The organism is Sphingopyxis sp. PAMC25046 (assembly GCF_004795895.1).
In the GTDB taxonomy this organism is placed as follows: domain Bacteria; phylum Pseudomonadota; class Alphaproteobacteria; order Sphingomonadales; family Sphingomonadaceae; genus Sphingopyxis.
The window spans coordinates 3,883,372-3,909,225 of record NZ_CP039250.1; the positions used below are offsets into that span (position 1 = coordinate 3,883,372).

Annotated in this window: 25 protein-coding genes and 1 tRNA gene; 15 read left to right on the plus strand and 11 right to left on the minus strand. The window is 66.3% G+C overall.

Annotated elements, in window-relative coordinates; translation table 11 throughout:
• Positions 1–149 precede the first annotated feature (149 nt).
• Entirely contained in the window at positions 150–1,853 is a 1,704-nt protein-coding gene (locus tag E5675_RS18155) for a DUF885 family protein (protein WP_136175742.1), read from the plus strand.
• A 152-nt stretch (positions 1,854–2,005) separates the two neighbouring features.
• Here E5675_RS18155 and E5675_RS18160 read toward each other — a convergent pair.
• A tRNA-Arg gene (locus E5675_RS18160) sits at positions 2,006–2,082 on the minus strand.
• A 70-nt stretch (positions 2,083–2,152) separates the two neighbouring features.
• Here E5675_RS18160 and E5675_RS18165 point away from each other — a divergent pair.
• Entirely contained in the window at positions 2,153–2,944 is a 792-nt protein-coding gene (locus E5675_RS18165; protein WP_136175743.1) for a queuosine precursor transporter, read from the plus strand.
• A 6-nt stretch (positions 2,945–2,950) separates the two neighbouring features.
• Positions 2,951–3,328: a hypothetical protein gene (locus E5675_RS18170; protein ID WP_136175744.1), complete on the plus strand. Its 378-nt coding sequence runs from the start codon at positions 2,951–2,953 to the stop codon at positions 3,326–3,328.
• On the opposite strand, the gene purQ is transcribed toward E5675_RS18170, so the two are convergent.
• Both purQ and purS read right to left on the minus strand, forming a co-directional pair.
• Positions 3,290–3,955, minus strand: coding sequence for a phosphoribosylformylglycinamidine synthase subunit PurQ (gene purQ / locus E5675_RS18175; RefSeq protein WP_136175745.1), 666 nt, complete (start codon positions 3,953–3,955; stop codon positions 3,290–3,292). The genes E5675_RS18170 and purQ overlap by 39 nt on opposite strands.
• Positions 3,956–3,969: 14 nt before the next feature.
• The gene (gene purS, locus E5675_RS18180; RefSeq protein ID WP_037555366.1) at positions 3,970–4,200 is read right to left on the minus strand and encodes a phosphoribosylformylglycinamidine synthase subunit PurS; all 231 of its coding nucleotides are present in this window, start codon (positions 4,198–4,200) and stop codon (positions 3,970–3,972) included.
• 182 nt (positions 4,201–4,382) lie between these two features.
• Here purS and E5675_RS21835 point away from each other — a divergent pair, with 182 nt between their 5' ends.
• From E5675_RS21835 to E5675_RS18200, 4 genes are all read left to right on the plus strand, one after another.
• Positions 4,383–4,556 (plus strand): (2Fe-2S)-binding protein, encoded by a 174-nt coding sequence (locus E5675_RS21835; RefSeq protein WP_081933078.1) that lies wholly within the window; start codon positions 4,383–4,385, stop codon positions 4,554–4,556.
• Between the two features lie 100 nt (positions 4,557–4,656).
• Positions 4,657–5,139, plus strand: coding sequence for a bacterioferritin (gene bfr, locus E5675_RS18190; RefSeq protein ID WP_136175746.1), 483 nt, complete (start codon positions 4,657–4,659; stop codon positions 5,137–5,139).
• Positions 5,140–5,502: 363 nt separating this feature from the next.
• The gene (locus E5675_RS18195) at positions 5,503–5,922 is read left to right on the plus strand and encodes an addiction module antidote protein (RefSeq protein ID WP_136175747.1); all 420 of its coding nucleotides are present in this window, start codon (positions 5,503–5,505) and stop codon (positions 5,920–5,922) included.
• A gap of 660 nt (positions 5,923–6,582) precedes the next feature.
• Positions 6,583–8,178 (plus strand): ABC-F family ATP-binding cassette domain-containing protein, encoded by a 1,596-nt coding sequence (locus E5675_RS18200; protein WP_136175748.1) that lies wholly within the window; start codon positions 6,583–6,585, stop codon positions 8,176–8,178.
• A gap of 168 nt (positions 8,179–8,346) precedes the next feature.
• On the opposite strand, the gene E5675_RS18205 is transcribed toward E5675_RS18200, so the two are convergent.
• Positions 8,347–8,997, minus strand: coding sequence for a glutathione S-transferase family protein (locus tag E5675_RS18205; RefSeq protein ID WP_136175749.1), 651 nt, complete (start codon positions 8,995–8,997; stop codon positions 8,347–8,349).
• A gap of 166 nt (positions 8,998–9,163) precedes the next feature.
• Here E5675_RS18205 and E5675_RS18210 point away from each other — a divergent pair, with 166 nt between their 5' ends.
• The 6 genes from E5675_RS18210 to E5675_RS18245 all read left to right on the plus strand — a co-directional run bounded on the left by E5675_RS18210 (position 9,164) and on the right by E5675_RS18245 (position 18,577).
• A complete protein-coding gene (locus E5675_RS18210; RefSeq protein ID WP_136175750.1) occupies positions 9,164–10,810 on the plus strand; it encodes a CHASE domain-containing protein in 1,647 nt (548 codons plus the stop codon).
• On the plus strand, positions 10,794–14,597 hold the full coding sequence (locus E5675_RS21840) for a hydantoinase B/oxoprolinase family protein (protein WP_247594680.1): 3,804 nt from the start codon (positions 10,794–10,796) through the stop codon (positions 14,595–14,597). The genes E5675_RS18210 and E5675_RS21840 overlap by 17 nt, the downstream gene beginning before the upstream one ends.
• A 202-nt stretch (positions 14,598–14,799) precedes the next feature.
• A complete protein-coding gene (locus tag E5675_RS18225) occupies positions 14,800–15,471 on the plus strand; it encodes a DUF969 domain-containing protein (RefSeq protein ID WP_136175751.1) in 672 nt (223 codons plus the stop codon).
• Positions 15,468–16,406, plus strand: a complete 939-nt coding sequence (locus E5675_RS18230) for a DUF979 domain-containing protein (protein ID WP_136175752.1) — start codon at positions 15,468–15,470, stop codon at positions 16,404–16,406. The genes E5675_RS18225 and E5675_RS18230 overlap by 4 nt, the downstream gene beginning before the upstream one ends.
• A gap of 109 nt (positions 16,407–16,515) precedes the next feature.
• Positions 16,516–17,511, plus strand: a complete 996-nt coding sequence (locus E5675_RS18240) for a DUF2891 domain-containing protein (RefSeq protein WP_136175753.1) — start codon at positions 16,516–16,518, stop codon at positions 17,509–17,511.
• A gap of 61 nt (positions 17,512–17,572) precedes the next feature.
• On the plus strand, positions 17,573–18,577 hold the full coding sequence (locus tag E5675_RS18245; RefSeq protein ID WP_247594681.1) for a LacI family DNA-binding transcriptional regulator: 1,005 nt from the start codon (positions 17,573–17,575) through the stop codon (positions 18,575–18,577).
• Positions 18,578–18,648: 71 nt separating this feature from the next.
• Here the strand turns inward: E5675_RS18245 and E5675_RS18250 are convergent, their stop codons facing one another.
• Both E5675_RS18250 and E5675_RS18255 read right to left on the minus strand, forming a co-directional pair.
• Entirely contained in the window at positions 18,649–18,864 is a 216-nt protein-coding gene (locus E5675_RS18250) for a helix-turn-helix transcriptional regulator (protein ID WP_136175755.1), read from the minus strand.
• Positions 18,864–19,511: a DUF2975 domain-containing protein gene (locus E5675_RS18255; RefSeq protein WP_136175756.1), complete on the minus strand. Its 648-nt coding sequence runs from the start codon at positions 19,509–19,511 to the stop codon at positions 18,864–18,866. Before E5675_RS18255 ends, E5675_RS18250 begins: the two co-directional genes overlap by 1 nt.
• 231 nt (positions 19,512–19,742) lie before the next feature.
• On the opposite strand from E5675_RS18255, the gene E5675_RS18260 reads away from it, so the two are divergent.
• Entirely contained in the window at positions 19,743–19,901 is a 159-nt protein-coding gene (locus tag E5675_RS18260; protein ID WP_136176569.1) for a Flp family type IVb pilin, read from the plus strand.
• Between the two features lie 180 nt (positions 19,902–20,081).
• Here the strand turns inward: E5675_RS18260 and E5675_RS18265 are convergent, their stop codons facing one another.
• The 5 genes from E5675_RS18265 to E5675_RS18285 all read right to left on the minus strand — a co-directional run bounded on the left by E5675_RS18265 (position 20,082) and on the right by E5675_RS18285 (position 22,932).
• A complete protein-coding gene (locus E5675_RS18265; protein WP_136175757.1) occupies positions 20,082–20,696 on the minus strand; it encodes a hypothetical protein in 615 nt (204 codons plus the stop codon).
• A gap of 269 nt (positions 20,697–20,965) precedes the next feature.
• Positions 20,966–21,652, minus strand: a complete 687-nt coding sequence (locus E5675_RS18270) for an MIP/aquaporin family protein (protein WP_136175758.1) — start codon at positions 21,650–21,652, stop codon at positions 20,966–20,968.
• Entirely contained in the window at positions 21,630–22,139 is a 510-nt protein-coding gene (locus tag E5675_RS18275) for an arsenate reductase ArsC (protein ID WP_136175759.1), read from the minus strand. Before E5675_RS18275 ends, E5675_RS18270 begins: the two co-directional genes overlap by 23 nt.
• Positions 22,136–22,591, minus strand: coding sequence for an ArsI/CadI family heavy metal resistance metalloenzyme (locus tag E5675_RS18280; protein ID WP_136175760.1), 456 nt, complete (start codon positions 22,589–22,591; stop codon positions 22,136–22,138). Before E5675_RS18280 ends, E5675_RS18275 begins: the two co-directional genes overlap by 4 nt.
• A complete protein-coding gene (locus E5675_RS18285; protein WP_136175761.1) occupies positions 22,588–22,932 on the minus strand; it encodes a metalloregulator ArsR/SmtB family transcription factor in 345 nt (114 codons plus the stop codon). The genes E5675_RS18280 and E5675_RS18285 overlap by 4 nt, the downstream gene beginning before the upstream one ends.
• Before the next feature lie 247 nt (positions 22,933–23,179).
• Here E5675_RS18285 and acnA point away from each other — a divergent pair, with 247 nt between their 5' ends.
• Positions 23,180–25,852 carry an aconitate hydratase AcnA gene (gene acnA / locus E5675_RS18290; protein ID WP_136175762.1) on the plus strand — a complete coding sequence of 891 codons (2,673 nt, stop codon included), beginning with the start codon at positions 23,180–23,182 and terminating at the stop codon, positions 25,850–25,852.
• Positions 25,853–25,854 lie beyond the last annotated feature (2 nt).

Below are 25,854 nucleotides of genomic sequence, written 5' to 3' on the forward strand. Positions count from 1 at the left end.
TGCTTCATCCTGCCCCGTGGCGGACGCAATATGGCCACTTGACCAAGGGCTTCAGCTATAACATCATAACCAAAATCACGCGTTTTTAGTTTTAATAATCAAGCGGTGGATCGATGATTCGCCGGTAGACAACAGAGGAGACCTTATCGATGCGCAAGGCATTCGTCGTGGCGGTTACCGCGCTGATCGCAAGCACCACCAGCCTTACCCCGCTCGCGGCGGCCGGCGCGGCGGAGCAGGTCTCGACCCTGCAGGCCACGCCGCCGGACGGCAAGGGCAGCTATGACGAACTGGTTACGCTGTTCACGGCCTTCAACGAATGGAAAACGCCAAAGGCGATCGACGGCGTCATCGACTATAGCCCCGCCGCCGTCGAAAAGCGCCGTGCCGAATTACGGGCCTTTCAGGCCAGACTGCCCGACTTCGCGGTCGCGCGCTGGGATCGACACAAGCAGGTCGACTATCTGGCGGTCCGCGCGCAAATGGACCTTGCCGACTTTACCCTGAATGTCACCAAGCCTTGGGCACGCGATCCGGGCATGTATGTCGACGAGCTTCAGCGACTTGCCTATACGGACGTACCGCTGAAGGGGGACGCGCTCGAAACCTTCCGCACGCGGCTGCTTGCGATCCCCGCCTATCTCGCTCAGGCCCGCATCAACCTCGACTCGGTCGCTGCCGACTATGCCGATCTCGCGATCCACAGCTTGACGCACGGCGACGGCGTCGGCCACGGCATGCCCTACCGCCCCGTCGAACCCGAAGGCCTGATCGGCTGGTTCGCCGATCTGCACGGCCGCGCCGCAAAGCAGCAACCTGCGCTGCTGCCCGAGATCGAGGCCGCGGAGCAGGCGATCGCCGGGTTCCGCGACTGGCTGGTCGGCGCGCGTCCCTCGATGACCGCCCCGGCCGGAGTGGGCAAACCGGCCTATGACTGGTTCCTCACCAACGTACGCCTGATGCCCTATGATTCCGACCAGATCGTCACGCTGGCTCAGCGCGAACTCGAACGGCACTGGGCCAATTATACGACCGAGCGGCACCGCAATCGCAACCTGCCCGAACTTCAGCTGCCCCGATCGGCCGAGGAATATGAGGCGCAGCTCGCCGGCACCGACGCCAAGATCCGCAAATGGCTGAAGGATGAAGAGATCATCACGATCCCCGACTATATTCCCGGCACCTATCAGGAAGTCGGCTTCAACGCGCCATGGATCGTCCGCCCCGACGGGCCGATGTTCTGGGAGCAGGTGCAGTTCCGCGACGCCTCGCCCGACCATCTTCACGCGACCTTTCCCGGCCACCGGTTCGACGGCATGACCGGCAAGCGGGTTTCGCACCCGATCCGCCGCCATATCAGTGACAGCGGCCGGACCGAAGGCTGGGGTTTCTATCTGGAAGAAAACGCGCTCCAGCTGGGGCTGTTCGACGATCGTCCGCGCACCCGCGAGCTCATCTATATCTTCGGTCTCTTCCGCGCCGCCCGGACGATCGGGGACGTCAAGATGCAGCGCAACGAGATGACCGTCGACCAGACCATGAATTTCTGGAAGGAGTGGACACCCTATCTCGATGACAATGTCGCTCGCGTCGACGCGGGCATCTATATCCGGCGTCCGCCGGGTTACGGCATGACCTATACGATCGGCGCGATGCAGCTTCAAAAGCTGCTGGTAGATCGCAAACGCCAGCTCGGCGACAAATTCTCGATCAGGGATTATCACGACTATCTGATGAACACCGGCCGCCTGCCGGTATCGCTGCTGCGCTATGACCTCACCGGCTACGACGACGAAATCAAGAAGCTATGGCTTCATGAACCGCTGATTGCCGATGTCAGCCACAAACCGTAAGGGGAGCCATCTCGCGGCTCGCTACGGCCGACATCGGCCGCGAAGATGACCGACCGATTTCCTGCGAAAAACCGTCTAAGAACCGTCACCAAGGCGAACAAGTTTGCCTCGGAGGCAGCGTAAAGTTGCCCCAACAATTTCCGCGGAGATGTTGGCGCGCCCGGCAGGATTCGAACCTGCGGCCACCCGCTTAGAAGGCGGGTGCTCTATCCAGCTGAGCTACGGGCGCGCGGCACGGCTGTGCGGCGCCGCGAATAGCGCGGTTTGCGTCCGCCGCAAAGCAGGTTAAGCAGCGGCCGATGACCGATTCCGACGCGACCCCCGCCGAACCCGCGCATGTCAGCGCCGGAAGCATTCGGCACTTTCGCTATTACGACCTCGTCATGGCCGCTTTCGTCGCCGTCTTGCTGCTCTCGAACATCATCGGCGCGTCGAAGCTGTCGATGGTCGGCGGGCTGACCTTCGGCGCGGGCATCCTCTTCTTTCCGATCAGCTATGTCATCGGCGACGTGCTGACCGAGGTCTATGGCTATGCCCGCGCGCGGCGGGTGATCTGGACGGGGTTCGCCGCGCTCCTGTTCATGGCGGTGATGAGCTGGATCGTGCTCGCAATGCCGCCGGCGCAGGACTGGTGGTGCAGCGGGACCGAGACGCTGGCGCTCAAATCGGGCATCGACGCGGCGGGCCCCGGCTCGGTCTGCCAGCAAACCTATGAAAGCGTGTTCGGCGCCGCCTGGCGCATCGTGCTCGCATCGATGGCCGCTTTCTGGGCGGGCGAGTTCGTCAACTCCTATGTCCTCGCGCGGATGAAGCTCGCGACCGAAGGACGCCACCTGTGGATGCGCACGATCGGCTCGACGATTTTCGGCCAGGGCGTCGACAGCCTGATCTTCTACCCCATCGCCTTTCTCGGCATCTGGGAAACCGAACAGGTGTTCCTCGTCCTCACCACCAACTGGGCGATGAAAGTCGCGTGGGAAGCCGTGCTGACCCCCGCAACCTATGTCGTCGTCGGCGCGTTGAAGCGCCGCGAAGGTGTCGACGTGTTCGACGAAGGCACCGACTTCAACCCCTTTGGCGCCAAAGTCTGACCGCGCATGACCCTGATCGAAATCGCGTCGCTGTTCGAAGCCCGCAAGCTGTCGGTGATCGAGGCGACCGGCCTCGGCAAGGATGCGCTACACGTCTATTTCGGCATGACGCTGTTTCTGGCGGTGCGCCTCGCGTGGCGCGGCCGCGGCGGATGGGTCGCGGCGTGGATCGCAGTGCTCGTCATGGCCTGCGGCGGCGAATGGCTCGACCTGACCGCCGAATACAGCCGTTCGGCGATCCAGCCCGACGCGGCGCACTGGCACGACATCTGGAACACGATGTTCTGGCCGACGGTGCTGCTGCTCGTCGGGCGCTGGCTGCAACCGCAGCGCGCCGTGCCCGACCTAGGCGAGAGCGCCGAGCGCCGCCTCGAACAGGCGTAGCCCGTCGGTTCCGCCATGCGCGCGGTCGATCGCGCGTTCGGGGTGCGGCATCATGCCGAGCACATTGCCCGCATCGTTGAGCACACCCGCAATATTGCGCGCCGATCCGTTGACGCCGTCGGCGTAACGAAACGCCACGCGCCCCTCGCCCTCGATCCGGTCGAGCGTCGCCGCGTCGGCGAAATAATTGCCGTCGTGATGCGCGACGGGGATGTCGATTTCCTCGCCCGCCCGATAGCCCGCGGTGAACAGCGACTGGCTGTTCTCGACCGTCAGCGGCACGGTACGGCAGACGAAGTTGAGCCCCGCGTTGCGCATCAGCGCGCCGGGCAGCAGCTGCGCCTCGGTCAGCACCTGAAAGCCGTTGCACACACCGAGCACCGGCACGCCGCGCCCGGCGGCGTCCGAAACCGCGCGCAGGATCGGCGACCGTGCCGCCATCGCGCCCGAACGCAGATAATCGCCATAGGAAAAGCCACCGGGGAGCGCGATGAAGTCGACCCCGTCCGGCAATTCGCTCTCGCGGTGCCACACCATCGCGGGCGCCTTGCCCGTGACAGCCTCGAGCGCGACCGCCATGTCGCGATCGCAGTTCGAACCCGGAAAGACGATGACGGCGGTCTTCATGGGTCTGGCTCCTCTTACGGCCGTTCGATGCGGTAGTTTTCGATCACCGTGTTGGCGAGCAGCTTGGCGCACATCGCGTCGAGATCGGCGTCGCTCGTGCCGTCAGCGACGTCGAGCTCGATGAAACGGCCGGCGCGCACGTCCGATACGCCGCCGAAACCCAGCCCTTCGAGCGCATGATGGATCGCCTTGCCCTGCGGGTCGAGCACCCCCGGCTTGAGCGTCACATAGACATTCACTTTCATCGGGGCGAACCTTTTGCTGGAAGGGCGTGGAAGATGGGCGCGCCTATGCCCGCGAATCACGTTCCGGGCAAGGGCCACGCCCACGAAAAATGCGGCTCTTCACATTGCGAACCAGTCGCATCTTTCCTGTTGCGAATCTCTCGCACTATCCCTACATCGACATTGTTGAGAAGGATTCGCACATGGTCGTCTGTGTCTGCAACGCAATAAGGGAAAGCCAGCTGCGCGATGTCGCGCGGAGCGGCCAATTGCGGTGCGCCAAAGCGGCCTATGCGCAATTGGGTCGCAAACCCAAGTGCGGACAATGCCTGTCATTCGCTCGCAATATCATCAGCGACGCCGCCGCGACCGCCTGATTTTTCTTGGTTTTCCGCCATTTTTGACCTTGGCCTGATGGGGCCGGGGCGCCTATAATGCGCCCACTCCCATTCCAAGAAAAATGACAGGATAGACACCATGAAGGGCGACGAAAAAGTCATCGATTTCCTTAACGAGGCGCTCAAGAACGAGCTGACCGCGATCAACCAGTATTGGCTGCACTATCGCATGCTCGACAATTGGGGCGTCGCGCGCCTCGCCGCGTTCGAACGCGAAGAGTCGATCGACGAGATGAAGCACGCCGACAAGCTCGCCGACCGCATTCTCTTCCTCGGCGGCCTCCCCAACTTCCAGCTGCTCGGCCGCCTGCGCGTCGGCGAAACGGTCGAGGAAATCCTCAAGGCCGACCTTGCGGTCGAGGAAGAAGCGATCCCGCTGCTCAAGGACGCCATTGCCCATTGTGAAAGCGTGCGCGACTATGTCAGCCGCGACCTCTTCGCCGACATCCTCGAAAGCGAGGAGCATCATGTCGACGAGCTCGAAAAGCAGTTCGAGATGATCGAGCGCATGGGCATCGAAAATTATATCCAGCTCCAGTCGAAGCCCGCCAGCGACGACTGAGAATCATCGTCGCCCCCACGAAGGCGTGAAGGGTCGGGTTGTCCCCCGGACAACCCTTGGACATGCGGGGCATGTCCCACCCTTAACTGGCCGTTGTCGGAATTTTCCTGCGCGGATGTGCAAACCGATTGCGGCCCCCGCCTTCACCGGGGCGACGAATCCACGGAAAACCCCAGGTTTTCCAAGGCGCTTTCGGGCGCCTCTTTTTTTGCTTGTATTTGCGAATAATTCTCAATAGCAAGGTGGGGCAGTCCCCTCCTGCCGGCCGCTGCAACTTCAAGCTGCACCAAAGCGGCCGGCATCTTTTTTCCGAACGGGGCGAAGCGGACCGTGGGACTGCAAGGGCCGGGAGAAACGAACCTCATGCAAAGCAGCGAGCTGATCCGCCAACTCACCGAACAGCCGCTGGTGCGCGACCTCACGGTCGAAGCCGCGCAGGCCGTGCTGGCCCTTCGCTACTGCATTCTCTGCCGCCGCGGCGAGCGCGACCCGATGCCCGAACTCGAACGCCGCTGGGGCAACATCCTCGCGGCGCGCCGCTTTCGCCTCGTCGTCGAGGCGATCGGCCATGTCTGGCCCGAACCCTTCGCCGTCGCCCCGCCCTGCTGTCCGCACGTCAGCTTCGACGAGGCACTACTCGCCGCAATCGTCGGCGCCGCCGCGCGCCGCGACCGCGTCCACTTCGACTGGCTGACCGCCGAAATGCTCGGCAGCGACGCCCGCGAGATGCTCTTCGTCGCCTTCGAAAACTTCATCCGCGCGCGGGCCCCGCGCCCGGTGTGACCAGCGGTTTTGGGGTGGGGCGCGGACGGTGTGAACCGCCTTATTGGAAGTGAGGAGGGCTAGCCTCATACGCTTCGCGTTCCTGTTTCCACATCTCGTCGGAAAGGTTAAACCGCATCCAATGGTCGAAAGCATCGAATGACACCTCTTCGCGGTGGACAGACCGTTCCTCCGACACATGCTCCGCAACTTGCCACAGCGCTTGATGGAAAGACCAGTTGGCAAGCTTCCGCCACTCATCCCCTGCAGTCCACACACCGACCGGATTGCAAGAAGCTTCTATCGACCGGTAAACGGCCGCCAAAGCCGGATCGGCCTCGAAGCGGGGAGTTCCGTCAGTTGGAGTTATGCGAAAGCGACAAGGCCAGCGTTTCCTAGCGTCCTCAAATAGTTTCATTTTGTCGACAACCATGCGCCATATGCACCCGAATGCGTTTCGCCCGCAATCGGGTCTTTCCAGTCTTCGCATAAGCTCCGAACGCGGACGCTGACAGAGAGGCCGCTGTCGCGGCGTCGCCCTCCACCACCGCGCCAAAGGAAAATTTGCATCGCGCCCCCCGCCTCCCTACATAATCCCCTCAATCGCACCGGAGACTTTCGCCATGAACGACAATCTGACCGCAATGCCGCCCCGCCTTGCCGCCAGGAAAGTCCTTGTTCATGTCTCCCGTTTCTCCCTCGATCACCATCGCCAACCTCGGCTGGTCCACGCCTGACGGCCGCGCCGTCCTTTCGGGCCTCGATCTCCATTTCCAGCGCGAGCGGGTCGGCGTCGTCGGCCGCAACGGCGTCGGCAAATCGACGCTGCTGCGCCTGCTGACCGGCGAGCTTTCGCCCGCAAGCGGCAGCATCGCGACAACCGGCAGCATCGCGATGCTGCGCCAGACGGTGCAGGTCGCGGCGTACGAAAGCATCGCCGACCTGTTCGGCGCGCGCGCCGCGCTCGCGCTGCTGCGCAGGGCCGAAGCGGGCGAAGCGAGCGTCGACGAGATCGGCGAGGCCGACTGGACGCTCGACGCGCGGATCGACGCGGCGCTGGCGGGCGTCGGCCTGCCGCTCGCCGCCGACACGCCGCTCGCGTCGCTGTCGGGCGGCCAGCGCACCCGCGCCGCGCTCGCAGGCGCGATGTTCGCCGCGCCCGACTTCCTGCTCCTCGACGAACCCACCAACAATCTTGACCGCGAGGGCCGCGAAGCCGTGCGCGATCTGCTCGCCGGCTGGCGCGGCGGCGCGATCGTCGTCAGCCACGACCGCGAACTGCTCGATGAGATGGACGCGATCGTCGAGCTGACGGGCCTCGGCGCGGCGCGCTACGGCGGCGGCTGGAGCGCCTATCGCGCGCGCAAGGACATCGAACAGGCGGCGGTCGAAGCCGAACTCGCGGGTGCCGAAAAGGAACTCGGCCGGGTGCGGCGCCAGGCGCAGGTCACCGCCGAACGGCAGGCGCGCCGCGACGCCGGCGGCCGGCGCAAGGCGGCGCGCGGCGACGAGCCCGCGATCCTGCTCGGGACGCTCAAGCGCCGCGCCGAGGAAAGCGTCGGCGCGAACCGGCGCCTCGCCGAACGCCAGCGCGCCGACGCCGAACAGGTGCGCGACGCCGCGCGCGGCAAGATCGAGGTCGTCGATCCGCTCGCCGTCGCGCTGCCCTCGACCGGGCTGCCCGCCTCGCGCACCGTCCTCGCGCTCGACCGGATCAGCGCGGGCTATGTCGAAGGCCGGCCGGTCATCGAAAATCTGTCGCTCACGCTCACCGGCCCCGAGCGCGTCGCGATCGCGGGCCCCAATGGTTCGGGCAAATCGACGCTCCTCGCACTGATCGCCGGGACGCTCGCCCCCTGGTCGGGCGAGCTACGCGTCGGCGTCCCGTTCGCGCTGTTCGATCAGCGCGTCGGCCTGCTCGACCCCGCGCGCTCGATCGCCGACAATTTCCTCGACCTCAATCCCGGTACGACGAACAACCAGTGCCGCGCCGCGCTCGCGCGCTTCCGCTTCCGCGCCGACGCCGCCGACCGCATCGCCGGGACACTCAGCGGCGGCCAGATGCTTCGCGCCGGCCTCGCCTGCGTCCTCGGCGCGCCGCACCCGCCGCAATTGCTGATCCTCGACGAGCCCGGCAACCATCTCGACGTCGAATCGCTCACCGCCGTCGAAACCGGCCTCGCCGCCTATGACGGCGCGCTGCTCGTCGTCAGCCACGACCGCGCGTTCCTCGATGCGATCGGGGTGGAACGGGTGATCGCGTTGGGGCGCGAATAGCCCGGCGCCGGGGACCGTTTGGAGTGGAGAATTGCCGTCGCACGCTCTCACTTCCGTCACCCCGGGCTTGACCCGGGGCCTGCGTTTCTTTTCACGGTTAACCAGAAGGAAGGCGGGTCCCGGGTCAAGCCCGGGATGACGATAAAGAGATGGACCCTTCTACCAACCTCAGCCCGCCAGCACGCGCTCGATCAGCCGCTCTTCCTTGGCGATCCACGGCGCCATGCTCGGCCGCGACAATATCGCCTCGCTCCATGCCGCGACCTTGGGGTAGGCCGCCGCGTCGACGCCCGCGCCGCAGTGACGGAAGTTCATCAGCGGCGACGCGACCGCCAGGTCGGCGAGCGTCAGCCGGTCGCCGACGAGGAAACCCGACGCCGGGATCGCGCTTTCCAGATAGGCGAGCAGCCCCGGCAATTCCTTGCTCTCGGCCTCGGCCGCCGCGACAAGATCGCCTTCGCGGCCGAGGAATTTGGGCGCGACGATGCGGTTGAAGAATATCTTGCCGCTGCACGCGGCGAACACCGTGTCGGCGAACTCTTCCCACCAGATCACGCGCCCGCGCTCCTGCGGGTCGGCGGGGATCAGCGCGGGCTCGGGATATTTCGCCTCGACATATTGGATGATCGCGCTCGAATCGGCGAGCAGGAAGCCCTCATCGTCCATCGCCGGCATCTTGCCGAGCGGCGAGGCGGCCCGAAAGCCGGGGTCGGGGTCGCCGATGCCGACGCCCTTCAACTCGAATTCGATCCCCTTTTCGCCCAGATAGCCGAGCAGCTTGCGCACGAACGGCGATACCACCGACCCGTAAATGATCATCGCGTCTCTCCTTTTCTTCGCGTCACCATATGCGAAAGGTTGCGGATCGCAACCCGCCCGTCGCTGCCGCATGCGCGCGAAATAAACTTGCCAAGGACGGCGCGGCATGGAACATCGGGCGGCAGAGGGGGGCGCTGCCGCGGCAGCCATCAGGCAGGATGAACAGATGCGCCCTTCGTTGTGGGCAGATCGGCTGCTGGCGCTCTCCGCCCGCTTCGTGGGTCTTGTGATATTGGTCGCCACGCTGCTCGCGGCGGGGGCCAGCTTTCTTTACAATCGCGGCGAGGAAGCCGACCGCGCCGACCGCGTCGCGATACAGGTCAACATGCGGCTGCGCGACCATATCGCGGTGCTTGAGGGCGTGCGCGCCCTCTATCAGTCGGACAGCCAGTCGAGCGGGCCCGGCATCCGCGCCTATCTCGCGTCGCTACAGCCGCAGGTCCACGCGCCGGGGATGGAGGGGATCGGCATCGCGGTGGCGATGCGGCAAGGAACGCCGGCGGCGGCCGAGGCGATGCTGCGCCAGAATTACGGGCGCGACATAACCGTCTGGCCCGCGACCAGCCAGCCGATCGGCTTTCCGATCATACTCGTCGAACCCTATACCCCGCGCCGCCAGAATGCGCTCGGCTATGACATGTACAGCGAGCGCATCCGGCGCGAGGCGATGCGCCGCGCGTGGCAGACCGGCCAGCCCGCGGCGAGCGGCATCGTCCAGCTCGTACAGGAAAAGGGCGTCGCGCGGCGGCAGCCCGGCTTCCTGATCTACGTCCCCATCTATGCCGGCCGCACCGCGCCCGGCGGCGCGCAGCCGCCCGGCGAGGCATCGCCGCCGCCGGTCGTCGCCACCGCCCCCAACGCGCGGCCGATCGAAGCCTTCGTCTACGCCCCCTTCCGCACCAACGACCTGATGACCGCGGTGCTCGGGTCGCAGCTCGACGCGATCGCGGGGCTCGAAATCTATGCCGGCGAAGGCCCGTCGGCGCCGCTCGTCTTCCGCCACGGCACGATGGGCTGGGATACGCACGAACAAAAACTCCGCATCGCCGACCGGCAATGGACGATGCGCATCTCCTACGGCCGGCTGCTCGAACGGATCGGGCGGCCCTTCGCCATCTTCCTCTTCGGCTTCGCGATCATGCTGCTCGCGATGCAGCTCCACCGCCTCCAGCAACGCCGCGTCGGCGCGTTCCAGGCGCTCGCCGACGAACAGGCGCTGCGCGCCGCCGACCGCGAGCTGATGATCGGCGAGATGGCGCACCGGATGAAGAACGCCTTCGCGCGCATCGGCGCGCTCGCGCGCATTACCTTGCGCGAATCGACCAGTCTCGAGGATTTCGAGGCGCGCTTCGACGGGCGGATGCGCGCGCTGTCCGACGCCAAGCAGATGCTCGTCACCGGCGCGGTCGGCAGCGTCGAACTCGGGCAGATCGTCCGCCGCGAACTCGATCTTGCCGGGGTACCCGAACAGCAGCTTGCGGGCATTTCCGGGCCCGACGTCCGCCTGGACGACGAGGGAGCGCAGGCGATCTCGCTCGCGATCCACGAATTCGTTACCAACAGCATCAAATATGGCGCGCTCGCGGGCAAGGGGCATCTTGCGGTCGGCTGGCACCGCGACGACGGAGAGATCGAACTCGACTGGACCGAAAGCGACCTCCCCGAAACCCCGCATATCGAAAGCGAAAGTTTCGGCACCCAGTTCATCCGCACCCTGATCGAGCGGCAATTGAAGGGCAGCTGGAGCCGCACCGCGGTTGACAATCGCCTCGCCATCGTCATTCGCTGGCCCGACAATGGCACCCCCGACTGACGACATGGGTCCCGGCCCCCTCTGGCAAATCTGGATCGACCGCGGCGGCACCTTCACCGACGTCGTTGCGCGGCGCCCCGACGGCGCCGTCGTCACGACCAAATATCTCTCCGAGGATCCCGCGCGTCCCGGCGACGCCGCGGTGGCTGCGATCCGCGACCTTACCGGCGCGGGCGCGGGCCCGCTGCCCCCGCTCGCGATCCGCATGGGCTCGACCGTCGCGACCAACGCGCTGCTCGAACGCAAAGGCGAGGCCACCCTGCTCGCGATTACGCAGGGCTTCGGCGACGCGCTGACGATCGGCTATCAGGACCGCCCCGACCTCTTCGCGCGCAAACTCGACCGCACGCCGCCGCCGCACGCCGCGGTCGCCGAAATCGCCGAGCGTATCGCCCCCGACGGCGAAGTGCTGACCCCGCTCGACGAGCGCGCCGCGCGCGCCGCGCTACAGGCCGCGCGCGACCGCGGCCTTTCCAGCGTCGCAATCGTGCTGATGCACGGCTATGCCTACCCCGCGCACGAGCTTCACCTCGCCGCCATCGCCGCCGAGCTCGGCTTCACGCAAATCTCGACGAGCCACGACGTCAGCGCGCTGATCAAGCTCGTCGGCCGCGGCGACACGACGCTCGCCGATGCCTATCTCTCGCCCGTGCTGCGCCACTATGTCGATCAGTTCGTCGCGCAGCTCGGAGAGGGCATCGACCCGCAATTCATGAAAAGCTCGGGCGGCCTCGCGTCCGCGAGCGCCTTTCACGGCCGCGACGCGATCCTCTCGGGCCCCGCGGGCGGCATCGTCGGCATGGTCGGCAGCGCCGCGCCGCTCGGCAAGACGCGCCTCATCGGCTTCGACATGGGCGGCACCTCGACCGACGTCAGCCATTATGCCGGCCGCCTCGAACGCGATAACGAGACTATCGTCGCGGGCACGCGCATCCGCGCCCCGATGCTGCGCATCCATACGGTAGCGGCGGGGGGCGGCTCGATCTGCCGCTGGGACGGCGCACGCCTCTCCGTCGGCCCCGAAAGCGCGGGCGCCAACCCCGGCCCCGCCGCCTATGGCCGCGGCGGCCCGCTCACCGTCACCGACTGCAACGTCCTGCTCGGCAAGATCCAGCCCGATCATTTCCCCAAGCTCTTCGGTCCGAACGGCGACCAGCCGCTCGACCGCGCGGTGGTGGTGGAAAAATTCGCCGCGATGGCCGCCGAGGTCAGAAACATCACCCCCGAAGCGCTCGCCGAAGGCCTGCTCGCCATCGCGGTCCAGCAGATGGCGAACGCGATCAAGCGCATCACCATCGCGCGCGGCCACGACGTCACCCAAGGCTACAGCCTCGTCGGCTTCGGCGGCGCCGCGGGCCAGCACGTCTGCCTCGTCGCCGACGCGCTCGGAATCGACGAAATCCTGCTCCACCCGCTCGCGGGGGTGCTCTCGGCCTATGGCATGGGCCTCGCCAAGCCCTCGGCGATCCGCGAGCGCACGCTCGCGTTGAAACTCGACGAAGAGTGCGCTGCGCCACTCGGCCAGGTCGAAACAGAACTCACCGCTCACGCCCGCGCCGACCTGTCTCCCGGTGCCGAAACAACCCGCGAAACATTGCTCTTCGTCCGTCTCGCCGACAGCGACAATGCGATCGAACTGCCGCTCGCGCCGCCCGCAGAGGTCCGGCAGGCCTTCGCCGCCGCCTTCCGCCAGCGCTTCGGCTACGCCCCGCACGCCAACCTCGTCGTCGACCGCATCCGCGTCGAACTGACCGAAGCGGGCGACGCTGCTGCCAGCCTGCCCCCGCCCGCACCGACCGCGGAAACCGAACCCGAAACCGTCACCGCCTGGCTCGCGGGCGCGGCGCACGCCATCCCGCTCCACCAGCGCAACGCCCTCGTCCCCGGCCGCAGCATCGCCGGCCCCGCGATCGTCATCGACGCGCTCTCGACCACCATCGTCGAACCCGGCTGGACCGCGACGGTCGAGCAGGAAGGGACGCTGCGGCTCGCCAAGACGATCCTCCCTGTCGCGCAGCAATGGGGAGGCGGCAGCCCCGCAGGGGCTGACGGAGGGGCCGAGCGCGCCGCGCTCGCTAACGCTCGCGGCCCCTCCACCACCGCTTCGCGGAGCGCTGGGTCGTCCGGTCCCCCGGACCGGACTTGGATTGCCGGGGGCAATCCAACCCAGCACTCCCCCTCCCCATCGCTGCGCGACGGGGAGGATAAATCGAACCCCGACCCGATCCGCCTCGAAATCTTCAACAGCCTGTTCATGGCGATCGCCGAGGAAATGGGCGGCGCGCTCCAGCACAGCGCCTCGTCGATCAACATCCGCGAGCGGCTCGATTTCTCCTGCGCGATCTTCGACGGCGCGGGCAGCCTCGTCGCCAACGCGCCGCACATGCCGGTGCACCTCGGCTCGATGGGCGAAAGCGTCCGCACCATCCTGCGCCAGCGCGGTCCCGGCGCCGACGGCCGGCCGCGCGACGGCCGCGGCATCCGCCCCGGCGACGCCTATGCGCTCAACGCCCCCTATGACGGCGGCACGCATCTTCCCGACATCACCGTCATCATGCCAGTTTTCGTGGACAGCGACACCCCAAGCTTCTTCGTCGCCGCGCGCGGCCACCACGCCGACCTCGGCGGTATCGCCCCCGGCTCGATGCCCCCCGACAGCAGGAGCATCGCCGACGAAGGCATCCTCTTCGACAACAGGCTCATCGTCGACGACGGCCATTTCCTCGACGCCGATGTCCACGCACATCTGATCGCGGGCGACCACCCTGCCCGCAACCCCACGCTCAACATCGCCGACCTGAAGGCACAGGTCGCCGCCTGCCAGCGCGGCGCCAGCGCGCTCGCCGACCTCTCGGCCGCGCACGGCACTGCTACCGTCGCGGCCTATATGGCGCACGGCCAGCGTCAGGCTGAAACCGCCGTCCGCCAGCTCATCGCGCGGCTCGACGACGGCCAGTTCCGCTACGCGATGGACAATGGCGCCGAAGTCGCGGTCGCCGTGAAGGTCGACCGCGAAGCGCGCCACGTCACGATCGACTTCACCGGTTCGTCGGCGACGCTCCCGGACAATTTCAACGCGCCGATGCCGGTCGTCCGCGCCGCCGTCCTCTATGTGCTGCGCACGATGCTCGACGATCCGATCCCGATGAACGAGGGTTGCCTCGCCCCCGTCACGCTGATCGTCCCCGCGGACTCGATGCTCAGCCCCAGCTATCCCGCCGCGGTCGTCGCGGGCAATGTCGAGACGAGCCAGGTCATCACCGACGCGCTGTTTGCAGCCTTCGGCGCGATGGCCCCGGCGCAGGGCACGATGAACAATTTCACCTTCGGCAATGACGCGCACCAATATTATGAGACGATCGCTGGCGGTTCGGGCGCCGGTCCCGGCTTCGACGGCACCAGCGTCATTCAGACGCATATGACCAACAGCCGCATGACCGACCCCGAAGTGATGGAAACGCGCTTCCCTGTCATCGTCGAGGAGTTTTCGATCCGCAAAGGCTCGGGCGGCGCGGGCCGCTGGCACGGCGGCGATGGCGCCACGCGCCGTATCCGCTTCCGCGAAGCGATGGCGGCGAACATCCTCGCCAATCGCCGCAAGATCGCGCCAAAGGGCCTCGCGGGCGGCGACGATGCCGTACCGGGGCGCAACTGGGTCGAACGCGCCGACGGCCGGGTCGAAATGCTGGGCGCCACCGGCAGCGCCGATCTCGAAGCGGGCGACGCCTTCGTGATCGAAACGCCCGGCGGCGGGGGCTATGGAAATGCCAAGGGGGATCGGGATTGAAAGCATCGCTGCACCGCCTCCTTCTCCCTCGATGGGAGAAGGATACGAAGCCTTATCGCGAAGCGATTAGGCGAAGTTGGATGAGGGTGAAGGCGCGTCGCCGCACCACCATCTCCGGCCAAAACCACACCCCCAACGCTGCGACCAGTCAGCAAGCAGCCAAGTCTCGCTGTCTCCCCCATCAATCGGGAGGAAATTAGCCATGCTCGTCCTGATCGGCATCCTCATCATCATCGCGGGCTTCCTGCTCCGCTTCAATCCCTTGCTCGTCATCATGGCTTCCGCCCTCGCGACCGGGCTCGCGGCCGGACTCGACGTCACCGCGATCGTCGCCGCCTTCGGAAAGGCGTTCAACGACACGCGCTATGTCTCGATCGTCTGGATCGTCCTCCCCGTCATCGGCCTGCTCGAAGCTTACGGCCTGCAACAGCACGCCCGCACGCTAATCGGCCGGATGAAGGGCGCGACGCTCGGCCGTCTGCTAACCTCCTACCTCTTGCTCCGTCAGGCGATGGCCGCGGTCGGCCTGACCTCGGTCGCGGGGCACCCCCAGACCGTCCGCCCGCTCGTCGCGCCGATGGCCGAAGCCGCCGCCGAGGCGAAGAACGCCGCGCTCACCGAAGACCAGCGCGAGGAGGTCAAGGCCTTCGCCGCCGCCACCGATAATGTGGGACTCTTCTTCGGCGAGGACATCTTCCTCGCGATCGGATCGATCCTGCTGATGAAGGGCGTGCTCGAAGGCTATGGCTATATCATCGAGCCGCTTCACTTCTCGCTGTGGGCGATCCCGACCGCGATCGCCGCCTTCATCATCCACGGCCTCCGCCTCCGCCGCCTCGAACAGCGCATGGCAAAAGCGGAGGCGAGCGCATGATCACGCTCGGCTTCGTCTATGTCCTCGCCGGGCTGACCTTCGCGGCCTTCGCCTTCCTCGGACTTCGGGACCACACCAACCCGAAACGCTTCGGCAACGCCGCCTTCTGGGGCCTGCTCGCCGTCTCGATGCTCGCGGGCGACCGGCTCGGCGACTTCGGCAACGGCCTGCTCGTGCTCGCGTTGGTGGCCATCGCCGGCACCGGCCAGATCGGCCGCGCCCCCGGCGGCGATATCCCCGCCGACGTTCAGGCCGAACGGGCGGCGCGCCACGGCCCCTTCCTCCTCCTCGTCGCGCTGATCATCCCCGCAGTCGCGCTCGCGGGCACCTTCCTGTTCAAATGGGTGCCGGGCCTCGCCGATCCCAAGCAAGCCACCTTGATTTCGCTCGCGCTCGGCGTGCTCATCGCGCTCGCCGTCGGCATGACGCGCCTCAAACCGCCGCCTTTGCTCCCGCTGCAACAGGGCCGCCGCCTGCTCGACGCGGTCGGCTGGGCGGCGATCCTGCCGCAGATGCTCGCCAGCCTCGGCGCGGTCTTCGCATTGGCAGGCGTCGGCGAAGTCGTCGGCGACCTCATCGGCACCGCGATTCCCGAAGGCAGCCTGTTCGGCGCCACCCTCGCCTTCGGGCTCGGCATGGCGCTCTTCACGATGGTGATGGGTAACGCCTTCGCCGCCTTCCCGGTGATGCTCGCCGCGGTTGGCATGCCGCTGCTGATCAAGCAATATGGCGGCGACCCCGCGGTGGTCGCGGCGATCGGCATGCTCGCGGGCTTCTGCGGCACGCTGATGACCCCGATGGCGGCAAACTTCAACCTCGTCCCCGCCGCGCTGCTCGAGCTCAAAAATCCCTATGGCGTGATCAAGGCGCAGATCGGCACCGCCGTGCCTTTGCTCGCGGTGAACATCGTCTTCATCTGGCTCTTTGCGTTCTAGCGCCCAGCCCAAATCCCGCTCGTGTCGAGCGAAGTCGAGACACCCCGAAGGCATGCACAACCGATGGGCATCTCGACTTCGCTCGATGCGAACGGATAGGAAAATACCCATGCACCTCACCCCCGACCACGCCGCCCGCTTCACCGCTGCCACCCTCGCCCACCTCGGCCGCGAATATCCGTACAAGATGGACCTTGTCCTCACCGGCCCCGAGGACGCCAAGCCCCCGCGCGAGCATCACCCGATCTTCCACGGCAGCTTCGACTGGCACAGCTGCGTCCACGGCTGGTGGCAGATTCTCCGCCTCGCGCGCCGCTTCCCCGACCTGCCCGTCGCCGCCGACATTCGTGCGCGCGCCGACACCATGCTCGTCCCCGAAAAGGTCGCGGGCGAGCTTGCTTTCCTCGATCGCCCTTATTCGGCGGCCTTCGAGCGCCCCTATGGCTGGGCGTGGCTGCTCGCGCTCCACGCCGAAGCGGCCCGCCACGACGCCCCGTGGGGCGCCGCGCTCGAACCGCTCGCGCTCGCCTTTGCCGCGCGCTTCCACGCCTTCCTCCCCAAGCTCACCTATCCCCTGCGCGTCGGCACCCATTTCAACATCGCCTTCGCGCTATTGCTCGCGCGCCACTGGGCCGCGCCCCGCGACCCCGCTCTCGCCCGGCTGATCGACGCGCGCGCCCGCGACTGGTTCGCCGGCGACCGCGACTGCCAGGCGTGGGAACCCGGCGGCGACGAATTCCTCTCCTCGGCGCTCACCGAAGCGCATCTGATGGCCGCCATCCTCGGCGAGGATTTCCCCCGCTGGTTCGACACCTTCCTCCCCCGCGCCGCGCAGCAGCAACCCGCGACGCTCTTCACCCCCGCCACCGTCTCCGACCGCAGCGACGGCAAGATCGCGCATCTCGACGGCCTCAATCTCAGCCGCGCGTGGAGCTGGCGCGCCATCGCCGCCGCGCTCGGCGCCGCGCATCCCGTCGCCGCCCAAGCCGAAGCCGCCGCCGAACGCCACCTCGCCGCCGCGCTCCCCCACGTCACCGGCGACTATATGGGCGAACACTGGCTCGCGAGCTTCGCCTTGCTCGCACTCGACGGCCTCACCGATTGACAAGCCCCGCGCTCGCGGCAACAGACGGCGCAAGGGGGAGAGGCCAGAGGTGAACGGAAAGATGCTGCGTCCCACATCGTTCGACGTCGCCGAGCGCGCCGGCGTGTCGCAATCGACCGTCTCGCGCGCGCTCCGCAACTCGCCCGGCGTCAACGCCGAGACGCGCGCGCGTGTCTCGGCGGCGGCGCGCGAACTCGGCTATGTCGTCGACCGCCACGCCTCGTCGCTGCGCCTGAAAAGCAGCGAGACGATCGCGCTCGTCACCATCTGCCGCCCCGGCGAGGACCGCAGCGCGATCAATCCCTTCTATTTCGCGCTGCTCGGCAGCATCGCCGCCGCGACCTCGGCGCGCGGCTTCAACCTGCTCGTCTCGTTCCAGGAAAATGCCGACAATTTCCGCGCCGATTTCGTCGCCTCGGGGCTCGCCGACGCGATGATCGTCATCGGCACGACCAGCAACCGCGAGGCGTGGAAATATTTCGCCGACGCGCAGGCGTCGGGGCTCGACTTCGTCTGCTGGGGCAGCCCGGGCAGCCCCTTCCACTGGATGCGGAGCGAGAATGACATCGGCGGCCAGCTCGCCGCCGAGCATTTTATCGCCACCGGCCGCCGCCACATCGCCTTCGTCGGGCCGCAGCAGTCGCCGCAGCGCCAGTTCGACGAGCGCCGCGACGGCTTCACCGCCGCGCTCGGCCTCCACGGCCTCACCCCCGTCGTCGCCGAGCCTCCGCCCGCCGCCGACCGCCATGCGCAGGGCGTCGCCGCGGTGCAGGCGCTGCTAGCGGCGCATCCCGAAACCGACGCGATCTTCGCCGCCAGCGACATGCTCGCCCTGGGCGTGCTGCAGGGGCTCAAGGACGCCGGCCGCCGCGTGCCGCAGGATGTCGCGCTGATCGGCTTCGACGGTATCCGCGCCGGCACCCTCGCCGACCCCGCGCTCACCACGCTCGAACCCGACCTCGACGCGGCCGGAGAGGCGCTCGTCGCGATGGCGCTCGAGGATGACGAACGCACGCGCAGCGGCACGCGCATCCCCGTCCACCTCGTCGTCCGCGGCACCGCCTGAGCGCACGGCGCGCGCGAACAATCCGCCGCGCCACGCCGCGATAAAGGCGAGCAGCGACGCGTCGCCCCACATCACCCGTCCGCCGCGGCGCGATACTCCAATATGTCGCCGGGCTGGCAGTCGAGCGCCGCGCAGATCGCCTCGAGCGTCGCGAAACGCACCCCCTTCACCTTGCCCGTCTTGAGCAGCGACATGTTGGTCAGCGATATGCCGACGCGCTCCGCAAGCTCGCTCAGCGACATCTTGCGCCGCGCCAGCATCACATCGACGTTGACGATGATCGGCATCAGAGGAACCCCTCATTTTCCTCGCGCAGCGCCGCTCCGGCGCGGAACGCCTCGGCAAGCGCCAGGACGCCGAGCCCGGTGAGCAGTAGCGCCGGGTCGATCGTCAGGTCGATGCGCACCCCCGCCTTGCCCGCGACCGCCGCCGACACCGACGACAACAGCACAATGCCCGGATCGTCCGGCGCGATGCGCGGCAGCAGCAGCGCCTGCGCCAGCACATCGCTCGCCACGCGCCACAGCGACAGCGCGACCATCGCCGCGCCGATCCGCCGCAACCGCCCCGCATTGGGCGTGGCAAAGGGCGCGCCCGCGCCGATCGACAGCGTCAGTCGCCGCAGCCACAGCAGCATCGCGATCGTCAGCCCGCCGCTCGCGGCCAGGTCGATCCCCTGCAATATCCGGTAACCCGCGCCGCCCGCCTGCACGTCGAGCCGGCCGTGATCGAACAGCATCGATCCCACCGCGCGCCCCGCCGCGTCGACCACCGGCAGCGCCCGCCCCGGCGTATCGGTCACCACCGCAAGCGTGGTCTGCAGCGGCTGCCCCGTCGCGAGCGCAAAGAGCCAGAAGCCCAGCCCGACGACCGTGCCGAGCAACGCCAGCCCCAGCGCGACGGTCAACAGGATGCGAAGCAGGCGAATCGGCATGACGAATTCCTTTCGCCAAGCCCGATAGCGCCCAGACCATCCTCTCACAATGATTATTTTATGTTTTACATAAATTCATCGATGTAAAACATGGCATCGATATCGCGCCGTGCGTCCGCGGCGTCCGGACTGGCGTTTCGCCTGCGTTAACCGCCTTCGCGAACCGTGGCGCGACATCCGCCCGGCTATGCGGCGCGCGAGGGGCCTGAAGGGGAAAAGGATCGAAACGTGATGCGGATAACGACATTGCTGAAGGACAGGCGCGGCGCCACCGCGATCGAATATGGGCTGATCGCCGCGCTGATTTCGCTCGCGTGCCTCATCGCCTTTCAGACGCTCGGGCTCAATCTGGCGAACATCTTCAACACGATCGCCGACGCGCTGAGCTGAGCCGGCGAGGCCAGGACCGATCGACATTCAAAAGATGGCGAGTCGAAAATGGCGGTTTTCCGCGACCCGGAGCGCAGCGTGCTGATGGCATATGAGCACCGGAAGCATGGAGAGCCGCCCTTTGCAGGCCGCCAGAACTGAATCCAGGGCTGAATGTCGATTGGTCCTAGGGTCCTGACCCTAGGCCGCCGGATCGCCGTGGATCGGCTCTTGGCATTCGTCGCACAATATCCGTTCCCAGCCGCGCTGCTTGCGCAGGATGGCAAGCCGCGCGATGATCGCCTCGTCGGTTTCTTCGGGCGTCGGCCGCTGCCCCTTGCCCCCGTCCGGATCGTCGCGAAACCCGTTGAAGACGATGCCGCTGAAAAATTCCTCGCGCGACAGAAAGCGGTGCCGCACCGCCGCGGGCAATTCATAGGCCGCGGCCTCCTCCGCCGTTAATTGCACGTCCTTCCCGTTTTTCAGGTCGCCGCGCTTGATCAACAGCCCCAGCATCGAATCCGACGGCACGATCCGCCGCTCGACCTCCTTGCCGTTCCGCAGGATCACCATCTCGCGCCCCTCGACCGCGCGCTCGTAAGCGACCGCCTCCAACCCGCGCAGCGCCCGCGCGATCGCCTCGCCGCACGCCTTGTCGAACGGCGCGAACAGCGCGCGCGACCGATTGACCGACGTCGTGCTGACCCCCGCGATTCTTGCGGCATCGGTGATGCACCCCGTGCGCCCCAGCGTAGCCAGAAACACCCGCGTCCGCGCCGCCGTCCACCCGTCCGACCGCACGCGCAGCCCGGGCATGAAGGGATTCTCCCGCTCGCGAACCCCGGACTTGATCCGGGGCCCAGCGGCGCCGCGCACCTTGCTCCCCTCCCGCTTCCGGGAGGGGGTGGTCGGAAACCCGTGGCTCCGACCACGGGAGGGCCTGTTTCGATCCTCACCGCCGCCTGAGCCTACAACCGATTTCCCCCGCGAACCCCGCGCCACCTTACGCCCCATAGCTCCATCTCCCGAATCACTTGGAATGAATCGGAATGATTTTGAACCTATTTGGATAATGTAGGAAAGAACTATTTTTGTGGCGAAAAAAGCGATTTTCCGACGGCCATTGCACTCGATGCGCCAATCAGTTGTGCGGCAACGAACATCGGCACGTCTCGCGGCGCAATGCCGGCGAACGTGTCCGAAAGGCTACGCACCACGGTGATCGCCGGATTCGCAAAGCTGGTCGATGACGTAAACCAATAGGCGGCAGTGATATAGAACCCCACCGAGGCCGCTACGGCCTGCGGCTTGAATTTCGCCGTACCGAGGATTGTCAGCACAAGGCCGAAGGTCGCGACAAACTCGCCGGTCCACTGACCCAGCCCGGTTCTTGCCTTCACGGAAAACTGAAGTGTTGGCAAATCGAACATCAGGTGCGCCGCCCAAGCGCCCAAGATGCCGAAGGCTAGTTGCGCCGCGATATAGGCCGCCGCGTCGACCCAAGGCAGCTCGCGGCGCGCCGCAAAGACCAGTGTCACCGCCGGATTGAAATGCGCCCCCGAAATCGGACCGAGCATGGTAATCAGCACGAACAGGATCGCGCCGGTCGCGATCGTGTTGGCGAGCAAGGCGACGCCGTCATTCCCGGCCGACAGCGCCTGCGCCATGATCCCCGACCCGATGACACAGGCGAACAGAAAGAAGGCGCCTACGCCTTCAGCCGCGATACGCCGCGCAAGCGGCGCGACGTCAGCCAAGCGCCGCCTCCTCATCGGCGATCTTGCCGATGGCGCGCAGCCGTTCCGCAAGGCTCAGTTCGTCGAGGCTTGCGAGCGGCAGGGCGAGCAGCAAATCGATACGCCGTTTCAGGGCAAGATAAGCCTGCCAAAAGGCCTCGTGCTGCCCGTCGCCTTCGACGGCAGCCGGGTCTTCGATGCCCCAATGCGCCGTCACTGGCTTGCCCGGCCAGACCGGGCACATCTCGCCTGCTGCGTTATCGCAGACGGTGAAGATGAAATCGAGCGACGGCGCGTCAGGCCCGGCAAGCTCATCCCAGCTCTTCGACCGATAACCTCCGGTTTTATACCCCAGCTCGCCGAGCAACGCCAAGGCGGCAGGATGCACCTCGCCCTTCGGAAAGCTGCCCGCCGAAAAGGCCTGAAAGCGCCCCTCGCCTTCGCGCTTCAATATGGCTTCGGACAGAATCGAACGCGCCGAATTGCCCGTGCAAAGAAAAAGGACGTTGAAGGGGCGGGTCATGCCGCACCGACCAACTTGGGCACGCAGCAGGTCGAACCCGCACCGTTGCTGGCAAGCTGATCGAGCGCGGGGCTATCGCCGTAGGTCGTTGCCTCCCCGTCGGTAAAAAAAGCTTCCCACACGACGCCATCGGGATCGGCGATCCAGCTCTTTTCCGATTTGGCGTAGCAGCACGTCGTCCGTCCCTCTTCGAGTACCGGCCCGTCCGCCGCTTTCAGGCGACCATAGACTTCATCAAGTTCTTCTGCGCTTTCGGTTTGTATGCCGAGATGCTCGATACCGTTCCGCGCATGGTTGCCCGCCGAAATCGCGAAATTGACGCGCGGGTCTTCAAGCATCCATTTGGCATAATCGTCTTTCACGACCGTCGGCTCGACACCGAACATGGTCGAATAAAAGCCGATCGAGGCATCGAGATTCTCGACGCCGACATGAACATGCAGACGCTTCATGCGCTTTTCCTTTCCTGTGCGGGGGATTCACACGCCGCCCCCGCGCCGCAATCGGCGGCACCGGCACAGCAATTTTCCATGAGGTAAGCGACCAGCGAATTCATTGCCGGATAATTGGCGCGATAGATAATCGAGCGATGCTGCCGTTCCTGCAAAACCAACCCCGCCTCGCGAAGCTGGGTTAGGTGAAACGACAGCGAGCTATTCGGCACACCAAGCTTCTCAGCGATCACGCCTGCCGCCAGCCCGTCCTTGCCAGCTTGCACCAGCATGCGGAACAGCGCGAGGCGATGCGCCTGCGCAAGGGCGCCCAAGGCGTCGATGGCTGCGTCGGCTTTCATTTGCGAATCCTCATTTCCATTAAGATCGAAATGACAGCAGAAAACCGCCCGGTCAAGCTCATTTTGATAAATATGGAAATGGAGATTGGCCGCGCAACCAGTTCTCCCCCACCCCCTTGCATTTCCGTGACCTAGGCGTAAGGCGGCGCCAACATAAACCTGCGCGTGCGACTCCGCTTGGGCTCCGCTCTCCCGAACGGGCCTCGGCCGTCATTCCCCGCCGCGCCAACATGGGGACTGCAATCCTATGACCACCACGGGTAACGACACGCTGGGCACCCGCTCGACGCTCGACGTCGGCGGCAAGAAATACGCCTATTATTCGCTCGACAAGGCCGCAGCCAAGCTCGGCGACGTTTCGCGGCTGCCCTTTTCGATGAAGGTGCTGCTCGAAAACCTCCTCCGCTTCGAGGATGGCGGCTTCACCGTGTCGACCGATGACGTGCAGGCGCTGGTCGACTGGCAGAAGGACCCGCATTCGAACCGCGAGATCCAGTATCGCCCCGCGCGCGTGCTGCTGCAGGATTTCACCGGCGTTCCCTGCGTCGTCGACCTCGCCGCGATGCGCGATGCGATCGCGAAGCTCGGCGGCGACACGTCGAAGATCAACCCGCTCGTCCCCGTCCACCTCGTCATCGACCACTCGGTCATGGTCGACGAATTCGGTCATCCCAAGGCGTTCGAGCAGAATGTCGAGATCGAATATTATCGCAACGGCGAACGCTATGACTTCCTGAAATGGGGATCGAAGAGCCTCGACAATTTCAAGGCGGTGCCCCCGGGCACCGGCATCTGCCACCAAGTCAACCTCGAACATATCGCGCAGGCGGTGTGGTCGAGCGAGGATGCGTCGGGCGCGACCGTCGCCTATCCCGACACCTGCGTCGGCACCGACAGCCACACGACGATGATCAACGGGCTCGGCGTGCTCGGCTGGGGCGTCGGCGGGATCGAGGCCGAGGCCGCGATGCTCGGCCAGCCCGTGTCGATGCTGATCCCCGAAGTCGTCGGGTTCAAATTCACCGGCGCGCTGAAGGAAGGCGTCACCGCGACCGACCTCGTGCTCACCGCGACGCAGATGCTGCGCGCCAAGGGCGTCGTCGGCCGCTTCGTCGAATATTTCGGCCCCGGCCTCGCCTCGCTGTCGCTCGCCGACCGCGCGACGCTCGCCAATATGGCGCCCGAATATGGTGCGACCTGCGGCTTCTTCGGCGTCGACGACAAGACGCTCGATTATATGCGCCTGACCGGCCGCAGCGAAGAGAATATCGCACTGGTCGAGGCCTATGCCAAGGCGCAGGGGCTGTGGATCGTCGAGGGTGCCGCGGACCCGATCTTCACCGACACGCTCGAACTCGACCTCGGCAGCGTCGTGCCGTCGCTCGCGGGGCCGAAGCGCCCGCAGGACCGCGTATCGCTTCCCGACGTCGACGATGTGTTCAACGCCGACATGGCGAAGGTATACAACAAGGCGCAGGCGCGCGTGCCGGTCGAGGGCAAGGATTTCGACATCGGCGACGGCGACGTCACCATCGCCGCGATCACCAGCTGCACCAACACCTCCAACCCCGGCGTGCTCGTCGCCGCGGGTCTCGTCGCGAAAAAGGCCGACGCGCTGGGGCTGAAGCCGAAGCCGTGGGTCAAGACCAGCCTCGCGCCGGGGTCGCAGGTCGTCACCGACTATCTCGAAAAGGCCGGGCTGCAGAAGCATCTCGACAATATCGGCTTCAACCTCGTCGGCTATGGCTGCACGACCTGCATCGGCAACTCGGGCCCGCTGGCGGAACCGATTTCGAAGGCGATCAACGAAAATGGTCTCGTCGCCGCGGCGGTGATCTCGGGCAACCGTAACTTCGAAGGCCGCGTGTCGCCCGACGTGCGAGCCAACTTCCTCGCCTCGCCGCCGCTGGTGGTCGCCTATGCGCTCAAGGGCACGGTGATCGAGGATTTCACCACCACGCCGATCGGGCAGGACCAGTCGGGCAAGGACGTCTTCCTCGCCGACATCTGGCCGACCAACGAGGAAGTGGCGTCGGTCGTCGCGGGCGCGGTGAGCCGCGACATGTTCGAGGCGCGCTACGCCCATGTCTACAAGGGCGACGAGCATTGGCAGAAGATCGAGGTCGAGGGCAGCGACACCTATCAGTGGCGCGCGGGCTCAACTTACGTGGCCAACCCGCCGTACTTCGAGGGCATGACGATGACCCCGGCGCCGGTGTCGGACATCGTGAACGCAAAGCCGCTCGCGATCCTCGGCGACAGCATCACCACCGACCACATCAGCCCCGCGGGCAGCATCAAGGCGGACTCGCCGGCCGGAAAATGGCTTATGGAACATCAGGTTAGCAAGGCCGACTTCAACAGCTACGGCGCCCGCCGCGGCCACCACGACGTCATGATGCGCGGCACCTTCGCCAACATCCGCATCAAAAACGAAATGGTCCCCGGCATCGAGGGCGGCATGTCGCGCTACGGCGAAGAGGTCATGCCGATCTACGACGCCGCGATGCGCCACAAGGCCGACGGCACCCCGCTGGTCGTCATCGCGGGCAAGGAATATGGCACCGGCTCGTCGCGCGACTGGGCGGCGAAGGGCACCAATTTGCTCGGCGTCCGCGCGGTGATCGTCGAAAGCTTCGAGCGTATCCACCGCTCGAACCTCGTCGGCATGGGCGTGCTGCCGCTGCAGTTCCTCGAAGGGCAAAGCCGCGAGACGCTGGGCCTGACCGGCGACGACCAGTTCACCATCACCGGCATTGCGGACCTTAAGCCGCGCCAGACGGTCACCGTGAACGTCACCCGCCGCGACGGTTCGACCTTCAGCTTCGACACGCTCTGCCGCATCGATACCGCGAACGAGGTCGAGTACTACATGAACGGCGGCATCCTGCATTACGTGCTGCGCAAGCTCGCGGCCTGACG